Consider the following 13,665-nt stretch of genomic DNA (forward strand, 5'->3'; position numbering starts at 1 on the left):
ACCACCTTCTGTACGACTTTACAACGCAGAATATTTCCAATTGAGGTCCGGGGAAAGATGGCCATTACGTTACATAAAACCTTAATAAGTCAAATAGTTTCCCGTGAAGTCATTACCGTCTCTCCTGATACGCCCCTGATTGAGGCAGTGACCCTCATGGCGAACTTTCGGATAAGTTGTCTCGTTGTTGCGGTCAAGAAGAAACCGCTCGGTATCTTTACGGAGCGGGACCTGGTGAGGGTGGCAAACCGGCGAATTCCCCTCGGAAACCAGCCGATCAGTGATCTCATGACCAGTCCCGTGGTTACAATTCACGGTAATCTGAACGTCTACGAAGCATACAACCTTATGCTCTCCAACCGAATCCGCCATCACGTAGTGGTTGATCAAGGAGGGAGGCTGTTGGGGGTGATGAGCCAGTCTGACCTGATCAATATTCTGGGCCTTGAGTATTTTATGGAGATGCGGAAGGTTGAACAGGTCATGACGAGGAAAGTGGTGACCGTTGGCCCTGGCGTGCCGCTCACCCAGATTCTCGAACGGATGGCGGGGCCGGGTATCAGCTGTGTCGTCGTGGTCGATGACCACTGCCCGGTCGGTATCATGACAGAGCGGGACGTGGTCAGGCTGGTGGCCGAAGGCATGACACTGGATTCCATCCAGGTGGGGACGGTCATGAGCAGCCCGGTTGTGTCAGTATCTGTCGGAACGACCGTCCACAATGTTGCCATATCCATGCGGCAGAACAGGATCCGACGGATACTGGTGGTCGATGGTGCGGGGAGGATCGAGGGAATCATCACCCAGTCAGACATTATCAAAGGGTTGGAAGGGAAATATATCGAATCGCTGAAGGAAATCATCCGGGAGAAAGAGGACATTTTCCAGCAGACTGCCCGGGAACTCCTGGACAAGACCATCTACCTAGACAATATCCTCAGCTCCTCCATCGACATGGCGATTGTCGCTACGGACAAAGAATTAAGGATCAAATATTTCAATCCGGTGGCGGAAAGAGTCTTTGGCTGTGATGCCCCCCATGCCATCGGCCGGACTGTCATGGAGCTGCATGCCCTGGAGGGGGTTGCCCCGACCCGTCTTCTAAAGGCACAGGAAATTGTACGAAAGAAGGGGAAGCACTTCTTCCCCGTTGAAATGAACCGGAACGGCGTTTTCCGTTACTACGACGGCAGCCTATCAAGTATCCTGGACAAGCAGAAGAAACTGGTGGGGTTCGTGCTCATGCTCCATGATGTCACCGAACGGCGACAGCAGGAAAAGACCATACACCATCTGGCCTACCACGATGCCCTGACCGGGCTTCCCAACCGTGTCCTGCTCAACGACCGTCTTTCACAGGCTTTGGCTGCATCGAAGCGAAACGGCACCAGAGGGGCACTGATGATCCTTGACCTTGACCGCTTCAAGGACATCAACGATACCCTGGGGCACGGGACGGGGGACCTGCTGCTCAAGGCCGTGAGTGGTCGGTTGCTGAGCATCCTGCGCAAGAGCGATACGGTGTCACGGATGGGGGGGGACGAGTTTGTGCTCCTTCTGCCGGCGATCGCTTTGGCAGCCAGTGCGGAGTTGATTGCGGGCAAAATCGTTAAGGCATTCCGCAAGCCGTTCGTCTGCGACGGCCATACTTTTAAGGTGACCGCGAGCATCGGGATTGCCGATTTCCCCGACGACGGCGAGGATGAGGAGACCTTGCTTAAAAACGCCGATATAGCCCTGTACCGAGTCAAAGAACAGGGGAGAAACAACTTTCAAAGGTTTACGTTACTGCAAAAGAAAAGGTAGGGCGGGATTTTCTTTGTTTAGGTAGAAATCGGGGTCGTCGGCATTGCCGATCGACCCCGTCCGTTTTTACACGTAAAATCAATCGTAGGTCTTGCGCACTAAATGGAAGAGAAGTGCTGCCACAAGTGCGCCGGCGACAACGAACGTTCCGGCGATTTTTCTTTTGGCACGCTGTTCTGCAACCTTCTGCAGAGACTGGTCCAACCTGGCCAGTTCACCCTGGAGTTTCGACGACTCGCTCGTGACCCGGGCTGTGTTGACCTCGTGGAACAGGCGGTGGTAGGTATTCCTGATGGCGAACAGACTCTTGTCGGCTGTCTCAGTATCAACCCCTTCACCCTTGAAACGGTCAAGCCGCCCCTCGATCCCCACAATCTGCTGTTCCGTTTTCTCCATGGCAGCCTTGATTTTCGCCGCCCGCTCGTAGGGGTGGCAGCGACTGCAACTCTTTTCGTTGATCAGTTCCAGGGTGACTTTTTCGATCTCATGGCTACCATGGCACGTGACGCAGGTCGGCCCCCCCTTGCCCAGTGCCCGGCCGTGGGCACTCTGCAGGTAGTCTTCGCGGATACCGACGTGGCAGCGGCCACAGAAAGCGGGTATACCGGTTTCCTTTGGTACGCCGAGGAATCCGCGTGCGGGACTCATGGCATTTGCCGCATCCTTGGGGTCGCCGCCGTGGCAGTCATGGCAGGAGATACCGTTTGCAGCGTGAATGCTCGTTTTCCAAGGCTGTACAGCTTTTCCGCCCCGACCGGTTTGGGCAGAATGGCACTGGAGGCAGACAGTCGCCGTTTCCTGTGCGACCGCGACCAAGGAGAGCGAAAGAAGGCAGAGGAGCAGTAGTGCTGAACGAAGGAGAGAGGGCACTTCAACCGGTAGCAGGAAGATACGATTCATGAGTAGTGCCCCCAGATCATAAGAGCGAAATAGAGCATGATCCCCCCTGTGGCGCAGGCCATGAAAAGGGGACGTTTCAGAGGATGTTTTTCCGTTCCCCGGTCGATAAAGGGGAGAAGTGCCAGGAAGGTCATGGCGGCCCCCTGTACGGCGATACCAAGAAATTCACTGGGGAAGAGTTTAAGGGTCTGATAGTTTGGGAGGAAGTACCACTCGGGCTTGATATGGGCCGGGGTCTGGAAGGGGTCGGCCGGCATGAACGCAGTGGAAGGGAAGAAGATGTACGGATCGAAGAAAACCACGCCGAGGAAGAGGGCGCAGTAGACAGAAATGGAGGTCAGGTCCTGGAGTGTGTAGTGGGGCAAAAACGGAATCCCTCCCGGATGGCTTTCGTAGCGGTAACTGTCACCCTGCCACCGGTTTGTCGTATCCTTCAGACCGAAGGGAGGGGTGGAGACTCCGGTACGCTGGAGGAAAAAAAGGTGGGCGCCAATGAGGGCCGCAATGGTAGCGGGGATGACCGCCACGTGGAGGGCGAAAAAGCGCCCCAACGTCGGAGGTCCGACCAGTTTGCCGCCACGCAGAAACTCCACCAGGTACGAACCAACGACTGGGACGGCGCCGACGCTGTTGGTCGCGACGGTGGTGGCCCAGAAGGAGAGCTGGCTCCAGGGGAGAAGGTAGCCGGTGAGGGATATTCCCATGACCATGGTGAGGAGTATGAAGCCGGAGAGCCAGTTCATTTCCCGCGGGCTCTTGTAGCTCCCCATGAAAAGGACCGACAGCATGTGGAAGAGGAGAATGAGGACCATCATGTTGGAGCCGACGGCGTGGCACATCCTGATCAGCCAGCCGAAGGGAACATCGTTCATGATGAAGGTGACGCTCTTGAATGCCTTGTCGGCGTCGGGGACGTAATAGATGAGAAGGAGTATCCCGGTCACCACCTGGATACTGAAGATGAACAGGAGGATGCTGCCCATGGAGTACCAGACGTTGATGTTGGTGGGGAGAAGGTAGCCGGTGAGTTCCTTCTCCACCAGCTCCCCGGCGCCGACACGAACATCGACCCAGTTATAGATGCGCTTCGCGAGATTCATGCGTCCTCCGCGGTTATGAATAGAATTCAGCCAACGGTGATGATGCCATTGACTGCAGCAACGGGGATTGATTCGAGAGGTTTGGGGGGTGGCCCACCGAGGACCAGACCGGCAGCGTTGAAACGGCCGCCATGGCAGGGGCAAAGGAACTCTTCTTTTTCTTTTTGCCATTGCACCACACAGCCAAGATGGGTGCAGACTGCAGAAAGCGCCACCAAAGCGCCATTTTTCTGCCTGATTACCACGGCAGTCTTTCCGTTGTACTCGAAGAACTTGGCCGCTCCTTCCGGCACGTCGGCGGCGGGGATAGTGACTTTGCTCCCCCCGCCACTACCTCTGCGTGGCGCCAGATAGCTGACAAGGGGATAGAGAACTGTTGCGCCTGCACCTGCGAGAACCCCTCCCAGGCATATACCGAGAAATCTCCTTCTGCTGCGTGCATCCATGTGTGCTCCCTGGTTCAAAGGTCTGGCGTTAGCTGCGAAGTGCCTAATGGCCAATTGCCGTCCCTGTATTGCATATCATGCAGGGGCATGAAGTCAAGTCAGTAGCTGAATTTACGGCAATTTTTGCTTGCGTTGCCGGTTCATTTACATTAACTTTATCCATACTATAAATTTGATCAGGGGGGATTAACGATGCCGTACAGCGAACCGGGCAAGACCAAGTTTCAAACAGATCTCAGGCGCCACCTGCGCGCAAAGAACATAGAGGACAATCTGATTCATCTTATCTGTGAGATAGCCGAGGCAAGCAAGTACGTCATCAACGCCGTCCGGACCGGTGACCTGGGTGTGGCGGGTACGTCCAATCTTTACGGTGAGGAGCAGCTGGCTCTCGACGTTCTTTCGGACCGCATCATGCGCAAGCGGCTGATCCACTCCGGCGTGGTCTGCAAGATTGCCTCCGAGGAGATGGACGAGATTTACGAGGTGACAACCGACTCGGACGGCATGTATTCCGTTGCCTACGATCCCTTGGACGGATCGTCCCTGGTGGACGTCAATCTGGCGGTTGGAACCATCGTCGGCATATACGCCGGCTGCGACCTCCTCCAGGAAGGGCGTAAACAGGTGGCAGCCATGTACATCCTCTACGGGCCGCGAGTTTCCATGGTCTATTCGGTGGGGGACGGAGTTCACGAATTCACCATGAACCATCTGATGGAATTCACCCTGACCCGGGAAAACATCCGCATGCAACCGGAGGGGAACATCTATTCACCCGGCGGATTGCGAAACAAGTACAGTGAAGGGAACGAGAAGTTCATCCGTTACCTGGAAGCTAAGGGAGCAAAACTACGCTATTCGGGCGGCTTCGTCCCGGACATCAACCAGGTGCTGCTGAAGGGGAAGGGGATTTTCATGTATCCCGCCCTCAATGGTTCACCAAACGGCAAGCTGCGCCTGCTGTTCGAACTCAATCCCATGGCGTATTTGATCGAGAATGCCGGTGGTGCAGCCAGCGACGGCAAGCGTGCGATCCTCGACATCAAGCCGGAAAGCCTCGACCAGCGTGCGCCCATCTATATTGGCTGTACGGAAGATGTGAGCAAGGCGATGGAATACGCCAACGGCAACTGAGTGCAGGGAGGTGACCCCATGGAAAAGGAACAGGCTCCGCAACGGCTTTGCAGCGAAATACAGCTCTTCGACCTGTGCGACAGGGATGTTTGTGCCCATAAAGATGGCCGCTATTGCACCAAAGGGGACATCCTCGCCAAATTCGAAGCAATTAGGGAGGAGGACGACCGCTCTCCCGACCAGTTTCTCGCTGATGAACTCGATGAAGTGGAAGGAGCTGACGACCTTGGGTACGACGAGGCCTATGGCGTGGATGAGTTCGGTGAAGAGGATGAAGAATAGCTACACGTGCAGCGGTTTGTGACGCGAAAATGGCTGCCCAGGAAAGGGTGGCCATTTTTTGTGCATTGATGGGAGTCACCCGCGGAAAAAGAGCTTGACAACGGAGCCAATTTGGGTTTGCCTTTGGTTTCGAGATGCAGCAGCAGTTCCTGCGCAAGTGGTGCAGCTCATTTTCTGCACCATGCAGGTTTCATCGTTACCATGATGATTGACGAGGAGTCGCTCTCCTCTCCCGAAGGGGGAGCGGAGCAGTGGTTGAACGGATTCTTGAGGAGGAACAAACCGTGAAAAAGTATATTCTCACCGTGCTCTGTCTGGCGCTTATGTGTGGGGTCGTCGAAGCCGACGAAACGTCATATCCCCTGGGGCTGAAGGAAGCGCTGCGGCTGGCGGTGGAGCGGAACCTGGACTTGCGGGCACAACTCTACACTCCGGCCATGAACGAGGCGGATGTCCGTTTCAACAGGGGCATCTACGATCCGCACCTGACTCTGACCACCGGGTACACCGATACGCGCTCCATTCCGGTCAGCACGATTACAACGGGTGGTATTGGTAAACTCCATCAACAGACATTTACCGTTGATCCGGGAATTAACCAGCTGTTTCCCACCGGTGCCACTGTAGGACTTGATTTTTCAAATTATTATTCAACTACGAACGCTCCGTCTTCGATTGCAAAAGACAGTTACTGGCAGTCTGCGTTGACACTGAACGTCAGTCAACCGCTCCTGAAAAACTTTGGCCGGGATGCGACCGAGCTCGGCATTGCCGTTGCTCTAGGGACAAAGGAGGGGTCGGTCTATCACTACCAGAGCCAGGTTCTTGCGACGGTTCTTCAGGTAAAGACGGAGTATTACAAACTTTATTATGACTACGAAGACCTGGAGTCCAAACGGGTTTCACTCAAAGATGCCCAGAGAATCCTCTCCGATACCAAGGCCCGGGTCAAGGCGGGTGTACTCCCGGCAATGGAGGTGCTCAACGCCGAGTTTGGCGTTGCATCCCGGGAAAAAGACCTGAATGATGCCGAGCGGTCGGTACAGGACGAATCGGATGTACTCCGCCTGCTTCTTCAGCTTGATGTCAAGGATGTCATCCGTCCCACAGACAAACCTGGTAGTGAGCGAATCGAGACCAGCGAGGACGGTGCGATCAAAAAGGCTCTGGCCGCCCGCCCTGAGCTCAAGGAAGCGCGAACCGGGATAAAGACCAGCGAGATACAGGCGCGGGTGGCAAAGAACAATACCCTGCCGAATCTGAATCTTGTTGCAAGCGCCGGACTCAATGGCCTGGGGAGCGGTTACGGGAGGGATATGGACAGGCTATCAAGCGCAAACTACCCAGCCTGGAGCATTTCCCTCCAATTCGACTACCCGCTGGGCAACACCGCTGCAGAGAACTCGTATATCAAAAGCAAGCTCAAAGTCAGCCAGGGGGAGACCCAACTCCAGAGTCAGCAGGAGACCATTGCCAATGAGGTTCGAGCGGCAATTCGTGCCCTGGCATCCTCCTATAAACAGATTGAGGTCACGGACCGGGCGCGGGCCTATGCAGAGGAGAATCTGCGCGCCTATATCCGCCGAAGCGAAGTAGGACTCGCCACCATCAAGGACGTTCTCGATGTGGAGAACACGCTTGCTACGGCTCGCAGCAACCACAACAAGGCTCTGACCGACTACAATACCGCCATGAACCAGTACTGGAAGGCGACCGGCGAACTGCTGGACCGGGAAGGGATCATCATCAGTGATAAAGAGGTCGATGGATTGTATGACAGAACGAGGTAGTAGAAATTCGAGGGACGGCCGCTTCGGTTGGTGAGTTAAACGGCGTGAAAGAACAGAAAAGGGGCTACGGATAAACCGTAACCCCTTTCTTCATTGGTGCGGTAGAATGGACTCGAACCATCACGGGGTAACCCCCGCCAGCCCCTCAAGCTGGTGCGTCTACCAATTCCGCCACTACCGCAAACAAATTTTATTTATTCATCACTTCGTCAAGAGTTGTCTTTAATACCATTTAGAGCAGGGCGCTGTCAAGAGCAAATTATTTATTTGGTGTCTGCGGTACTACGGCCCCTTGGGGATTTTGCGGTGCACCCTGGGGTGCGGGGGGCACAGAAGGTTGTTTGGTCTGCTGGGGAGTCTGTGCCGGAGCCGCAGGGGCTTGTGGAGCAGCTTTCTGGGCTGCTTTTGAGGACATAATAGAGGAACTGCCTGAATGGCCGCCACGATACGCCAGTACGAGCGAGGTAAGCATGAAGATAATTGCAGCGCCGGTGGTCATCTTGCTCATGAAGGTGCTGCCGCCCCCGGCGCCGAACACCGACTGACTTCCACTGGCCCCGAACGAAGCACCCATCTCAGCCCCTTTGCCGGACTGGAGCAGTACAACGGCGATCAAAGCGACGCAGACGGTGACGTGAATGATAACAAGAAAAATGGTCATAGGTTCTTTCCCTTACGATGATGTGCGACTTTTCTTTTTATCATAGTACAGCTGAAATTAAAAGCTAATTTTAGTTCTGATAGTTGACAATGGCGGCAAACGAATCGGCCTTCAGGCTCGCACCGCCTACCAAGGCGCCGTCGATATCGGGCTGGGCCATGAGCCCCTTGATGTTGTCAGGCTTGACGCTGCCACCGTACAGAATCCTCATGGCGTCGGCTGCTGCCGGACCATAAAGCCCTCCCACAACACCGCGAATGAATGAATGCGCATCCTGGGCCTGATCGTTCGTGGCGGTTTTACCCGTTCCTATTGCCCAGACCGGTTCGTACGCAATGACGACCTTGGCGAGTTGCTCGTTACTCAATCCTTCAAGACCGCCGCATATCTGCGTTTTCAGGACTTCGAGCGTCTGCTCCGCATCACGTTCGGCCAAGGTTTCACCGATACAGAAGAGTACGGTCAGTCCGGCGTTAAGTGCAGCCTTCATCTTTCTGTTGACGGTAGCATCGGTTTCACCAAAGTATTGACGTCGCTCGGAATGACCGATGATCACATGGGAACAACCGGCGTCGATCAGCATTTTGGGAGAGACTTCACCGGTAAAAGCACCTTCCTCCTCCCAGTGGCAGTTCTGGGCTGCCAGGTTAATCGGGGAGCCGGCGAGGGGCTGCTTGATGCTCGCGAGTACGGTGAATACTGGTGCAACGACAATTTCGACACCCTGGTTATTCTCCACAAGCGGTTTGAGGCTGGTAACCAGTTCAAGGGCTTCCGGCGTAGTCTTGTACAGCTTCCAGTTGCCGGCAATCACAGGCTTTCTCATGATTCCTCCCGTAAGTGAGTCATAGACAAGAAAAAGGGGAGCAGATCAGGACTACTCCCCTTTGGAGACATTTCTATTTGTGGCCGTTTTCTTCCAGCACTTTGATTCCCGGCAGTTTTTTGCCTTCCAAAAGTTCCAGGAAGGCACCACCACCGGTGGAAATGTAGCTGATCTTGGCATATTCACCGGCACGGTGCACGGCCGAGTCCGTATCGCCGCCACCGACGATGGTGAGTGCATGGGCATTGGCAACGGCGGAAACCATGGCAAAGGTACCGCGGGAGAATGCATCCATTTCGAATACGCCCATAGGGCCATTCCAGATGATGGTCTTGGCATTCTGTAACGCCTGGGTAAAGAGGGTAACCGTGGCCGGACCGATATCGAGCCCCATCCACCCTTCAGGGATTTCCTGGACCGGTGTCACCTTTGTTTCTGCTTCGGGTTTGAACTGATCTGCCGCAACGCAGTCGACCGGAAGATAGAACCTGGTACCCTGCTGGCGGGCGAGATCGAGAATCCGTACGGCGGTATCCAGAAGCTCTTCTTCCACGAGGGATTTCCCCACATTGTAGCCGAGTGCCTTGAGAAAGGTGAAGGCCATGCCACCGCCGATGATGATCTTGTCGACCTTGCCCAGCAGATTTTCCAGCACTTCCAGCTTACCGGACACCTTCGCTCCACCGAGGATGGCAACGAGCGGGCGGATCGGATTCTTCATTGCCTTGTCGAAATAACTCATCTCGTTCTTCATGAGGAAGCCCGCTGCTACCACGGGGAAAAACCGGGTAATCGCCTCCACCGATGCGTGGGCTCGGTGGGAAACGGCAAACGCGTCATTAATGTAGATTTCGCACCCATCGGCAAGGGCCCGGGCAAAATCCATATCGTTTTTCTCTTCACCTTCATAGAAACGGACATTTTCCAGCATGAGGACGTCGCCTGGCTGCATAGCGTCTATCATGGCTTTCACTTCGTCGCCGATGCAGTCGGGAGCGAGTTTCACCTCTTTGTCCAGTAGTCGGGACAGACGCTTCGCCGCGGGGGCCATCGAATACTTTACCTTGCGCTCTCCTTTGGGGCGACCGAGGTGGGAGGCGAGGATAACCTTGGCATTGGCATCCAGAGCGTAATTGATAGAAGGGAGAACGGCACGGATACGGGTGTCTTCGGTAATGTTCTGGTGCTCGTCGAGGGGGACGTTGAAGTCAACCCGCATGAAGACTTTTTTCCCGCTCAGGTTGTCAATCTCATCAAGGTAACGAATCGACATGGTACCTCCTGAAAGAATGTAATCTGGATATGAGTGAATCTTACAGAATCTGTGCTGACGGTATAAATAAGAAAGGGGGAGAAAAATCCCCCCCTTTTGATGAGTGCGGAATTTATCCGCCGATGAGTTTCAAGAGGTCAATGACCCGCTGGGAGAAGCCGGACTCGTTGTCGTACCAGGAGAGGACCTTGACCAAGTTGCCATCAAGAACCTTGGTGCAGCTGGCATCGACAATGGAGGAAAGGGGGTTGCCATTGAAATCGATGGAAACGAGGGGCGCTTCCTCATACCCGAGAATTCCTTTCAGCGCTCCCTTGGAGGCCTTCTTAAGGGCAGCGTTTACCTTTTCCGCGTCGGTCTTTTTCTTCAGGGTGACGACCAGGTCTACGACCGACACATTGGGGGTCGGGACGCGAATCGCCATGCCGTCCAGTTTCCCTTTCAGCTCGGGAAGCACCAGCGAAACGGCTTTGGCGGCACCAGTGGTGGTGGGTATCATGGACATTGCAGCTGCCCGTGCGCGACGCAGATCCTTGTGGGGGAGGTCGAGAATGTTCTGGTCGTTGGTGTAGGAGTGGACAGTGGTCACCAGCCCCTTTTCGATGCCGAACGTCTCATGGAGGACCTTTGCTACGGGTGCAAGGCAGTTGGTGGTGCAGGAGGCATTGGAGATGATAGAGTGTTTCTTGGGGTCATAGAGGTTGTGGTTGACCCCCATGACAATAGTGATGTCCTCGCCGGTGGCGGGGGCGGAGATAACGACTTTTTTTGCGCCCGCCTTGAGGTGGAGCTCGGCTTTCTCCCGTGCGGTGAAGAGCCCTGTGGATTCGAGAACCACGTCAACTTTCAATTTTTTCCAGGGGAGCTCTTCCGGGTTTCTGACCGCAAGTATCTTGATCGGCTTGCCGTTAACCACCAGTTCATCGCCTCTGGCTTCGACCTTGGCATTCAGAACGCCGTGGACGGAGTCATACTTTAACAGGTGGGCAAGGGTTTTGGCATCAGTTAGATCGTTAATCGCGACGATCTCAATGCTCTTTTCCTTGAGAGCTGCACGGAACACCATCCTGCCGATCCTGCCGAAACCGTTGATTGCTACTTTCAAAGCCATTACTGCCTCCTTCTGTTTGTATTTGCATCGACACGTAATGCCAACTAAAACAATCAGGTACGCATAACCTATGCATAATAAACAAATTGGGCTTTTTACGTCAAGATTTTTTAAGACATGGTGGGAAAATGGTCAAATGCCAGAGTATATTGCGAATTTACCGATTGTTTGGTTAAATTTAGTTGTCATTTGACCATAAATATATGTTAAGATTCCTCTTCATTTATTCTTCGGTCTGATGTGGAGCCAGCCGTTCATCCATGAAGAATTCCCTCGAAAAACGGATCATCCTGTTTTCCTTTATCATTCTGTTCCTGACTATCCTTGCCGAGTCCGGCATGGGGATAGCGGGATCGCGCCGTGATTATGTGAACTCGCTCGTGCTCAGGTGTTCGACCATCGGCAATTCACTCAAAGGTAATGTGGAAAAGGTCCTAGGGCTTGGTCTTGATATCAAGGACATGGTGGGTATTTCCGAAAAGTGCCAGGAGTATGTGCAGGATAATACCGAGATTGCCTACTGCATCATTACCGATATGGATGGAACCCCTCTTTTCCTCAGTGATCCTCAATTCAAGTCCCTCCGTCTCAACCTGATTCATAATTATTTTATCTCCAAAGATGGCAGGCAGGTCAATGTCATCGGCCAGAATGCGCACTATTTCGATACGGTAACCCACATCAATACCCCCGATGGCAAACCGGTTGCCCAAGTGCATGTGGGTTTCAAGCAAAGCGTCGTATCGGACAGGGTCAGTGCCGGCATTCTTCGATCCCTATTCGTTTTTCTGATATTCTTCTTACTCTCCTTTTCACTGGTCGTTCTCTTCGTGAAACGAAGCATCATGCAGCCGATTTCAAATCTTCTTTCGGGTGTGAAAAAAATATCCGATGGTGACTTGAGCACCCGTGTCAACGAAATCCCCATCTATGAATTCAATGAACTGGCGAAAAACGTCAATTCCATGGCCGAATCCCTCAAAAATCGCGAGGAAGAGATTCAGAAAGGGTACTTGGAACTGGAGAACACCCACAACAAACTGCACACATCCTACCTCAAGTTGGAAAGCCTCAGCCTCGAATTAGAGCGTTCAGAAGAACTCTACAAATCGCTTATGGAAGATTCGGGTGATGCTATTGTTGTCGTTGGTGGTGACGAAACACTCAAAATAGTCAACAAAATGGCGGAGGAGTTCTTCGGTTATTCCGCCCAGGAGCTTGTGGGGCTCCCGCTTACCAAGTTCCTGCTACTCATCGGTATCGACGACGTCCCTCGGGTGCACAGGCACTTCAAGGATTCACTGAGTGGCAGGCCGACGGATGTGGAAGTGAACCTGGTCAGGAAGGAAGGATACCAGGTTGTCGGCAGGATTCACGTGAGCAGTGTCAAAAGCGGCGGGGAACAACTCGTTCAGGCCACGTTCCGGGATGTGACCAGGGAACGGGAAACCATGCAGAACCTGGAGAAAAGCGCTGCGGATCTGGCTAAGCTCAACAAAATGAAGGACTCATTCCTCGGTCTTGCTTCCCACGAGCTGAAAACCCCCCTCACGGTGATCATGGGGTATTCCGAGCTTATCATGACCGACATGGTCAACAAGGCTGACAAAACGGTAATCGAAATGGTGGAGAATATCGCCAATGCCGCTGCGCGTCTGGACAATATCATCAAGGATATGGTCGATGTCTCTCTCATCGACGAGCGGCGCCTTCAGCTGAAGCTTGAAGATGTCAACGTGAACCGGCTGGTGGAAGCTTCCCTCAATGAAATGCGTTTTTTCTTTTCCATGCGCAAACAGGAACTGGTGATCAACTTTGACGAATCGATCCCGACCATAAAAGGGGACGGGCTCCGCCTCATGCAGCTCCTCTCCAATGTTCTTGGGAATGCCATCAAGTTTACTCCCGACGAGGGGAAGGTGGTTATTTCCACTAGTGCCAAGTTTCTGTTAAGGAGCAAGCAGCCGAGCTCCAGCGATGGGCAGGCTCCCGTGGTGAATATCGGCAAGGAACGTCACCTCTATGTAGAAATCATCATCGAAGACACCGGTATCGGCATCGACCGGGATGACCAGTTGCGCATATTCGACAAGTTCTACGAGGTCGGGAACATCGAAGAGCACAGTACGGGCAAAGTGGCCTTCAAATCCAAAGGCGCCGGGCTCGGTCTCGCCATAGCTAAAGGCATCGTGGAGATGCATGGCGGCGAGATATGGGTGGAATCCTCGGGCTGCAACCCCGAAACCTTCCCTGGCTCTACGTTTCATATACTTCTTCCCCTCAATCCGGTTGTCGGAGATGCCACCCTCGACTACCTGAATCTTCTCCGCTGA

General features: G+C 53.9%; 12 protein-coding genes and 1 tRNA gene. 5 read left to right on the forward strand and 8 right to left on the reverse strand.

Translation table 11 applies throughout. The annotated features are described in order from the left end of the window. Window positions 1-57 precede the first annotated feature (57 nt). Window positions 58-1,806, forward strand: coding sequence for a CBS domain-containing protein (locus tag LDN04_RS12125; RefSeq protein ID WP_223910799.1), 1,749 nt, complete (start codon window positions 58-60; stop codon window positions 1,804-1,806). A 78-nt stretch (window positions 1,807-1,884) separates the two neighbouring features. Here the strand turns inward: LDN04_RS12125 and LDN04_RS12130 are convergent, their stop codons facing one another. The 3 genes from LDN04_RS12130 to LDN04_RS12140 are packed head-to-tail and all read right to left on the reverse strand — an operon-like array spanning window position 1,885 to window position 4,252. After that, the gene (locus LDN04_RS12130; RefSeq protein ID WP_223910803.1) at window positions 1,885-2,706 is read right to left on the reverse strand and encodes a cytochrome c3 family protein; all 822 of its coding nucleotides are present in this window, start codon (window positions 2,704-2,706) and stop codon (window positions 1,885-1,887) included. Then, entirely contained in the window at window positions 2,703-3,806 is a 1,104-nt protein-coding gene (locus LDN04_RS12135) for a cytochrome bc complex cytochrome b subunit (RefSeq protein ID WP_223910806.1), read from the reverse strand. Before LDN04_RS12135 ends, LDN04_RS12130 begins: the two co-directional genes overlap by 4 nt. A 26-nt stretch (window positions 3,807-3,832) precedes the next feature. Beyond that, window positions 3,833-4,252: a ubiquinol-cytochrome c reductase iron-sulfur subunit gene (locus tag LDN04_RS12140; RefSeq protein ID WP_223910808.1), complete on the reverse strand. Its 420-nt coding sequence runs from the start codon at window positions 4,250-4,252 to the stop codon at window positions 3,833-3,835. Window positions 4,253-4,444: 192 nt separating this feature from the next. Here LDN04_RS12140 and LDN04_RS12145 point away from each other — a divergent pair, with 192 nt between their 5' ends. From LDN04_RS12145 to LDN04_RS12155, 3 genes are all read left to right on the forward strand, one after another. Next, on the forward strand, window positions 4,445-5,389 hold the full coding sequence (locus LDN04_RS12145) for a class 1 fructose-bisphosphatase (RefSeq protein ID WP_223910810.1): 945 nt from the start codon (window positions 4,445-4,447) through the stop codon (window positions 5,387-5,389). 18 nt (window positions 5,390-5,407) lie between these two features. Beyond that, window positions 5,408-5,671, forward strand: a complete 264-nt coding sequence (locus LDN04_RS12150) for a hypothetical protein (RefSeq protein ID WP_223910813.1) — start codon at window positions 5,408-5,410, stop codon at window positions 5,669-5,671. A 284-nt stretch (window positions 5,672-5,955) separates the two neighbouring features. Beyond that, window positions 5,956-7,461, forward strand: a complete 1,506-nt coding sequence (locus LDN04_RS12155; RefSeq protein WP_223910816.1) for a TolC family protein — start codon at window positions 5,956-5,958, stop codon at window positions 7,459-7,461. Window positions 7,462-7,555: 94 nt separating this feature from the next. Here LDN04_RS12155 and LDN04_RS12160 read toward each other — a convergent pair. From LDN04_RS12160 to gap, 5 genes are all read right to left on the reverse strand, one after another. Then, a tRNA-Leu gene (locus tag LDN04_RS12160) sits at window positions 7,556-7,642 on the reverse strand. 78 nt (window positions 7,643-7,720) lie between these two features. Beyond that, the gene (gene secG, locus LDN04_RS12165; RefSeq protein ID WP_223910819.1) at window positions 7,721-8,122 is read right to left on the reverse strand and encodes a preprotein translocase subunit SecG; all 402 of its coding nucleotides are present in this window, start codon (window positions 8,120-8,122) and stop codon (window positions 7,721-7,723) included. Window positions 8,123-8,192: 70 nt separating this feature from the next. Then, a complete protein-coding gene (tpiA, locus tag LDN04_RS12170) occupies window positions 8,193-8,948 on the reverse strand; it encodes a triose-phosphate isomerase (protein WP_223910822.1) in 756 nt (251 codons plus the stop codon). 73 nt (window positions 8,949-9,021) lie between these two features. Beyond that, entirely contained in the window at window positions 9,022-10,221 is a 1,200-nt protein-coding gene (gene pgk, locus LDN04_RS12175; protein WP_223910825.1) for a phosphoglycerate kinase, read from the reverse strand. A gap of 112 nt (window positions 10,222-10,333) precedes the next feature. Continuing rightward, window positions 10,334-11,332 (reverse strand): type I glyceraldehyde-3-phosphate dehydrogenase, encoded by a 999-nt coding sequence (gene gap, locus LDN04_RS12180; protein ID WP_223910829.1) that lies wholly within the window; start codon window positions 11,330-11,332, stop codon window positions 10,334-10,336. Window positions 11,333-11,592: 260 nt separating this feature from the next. Between gap and LDN04_RS12185 the strand changes: the two genes are divergently transcribed. Next, window positions 11,593-13,665, forward strand: a complete 2,073-nt coding sequence (locus tag LDN04_RS12185) for an ATP-binding protein (RefSeq protein WP_223910833.1) — start codon at window positions 11,593-11,595, stop codon at window positions 13,663-13,665.

It is taken from the genome of Geobacter sp. AOG1 (genome assembly GCF_019972315.1).
Lineage (GTDB): Bacteria > Desulfobacterota > Desulfuromonadia > Geobacterales > Geobacteraceae > Geomobilimonas.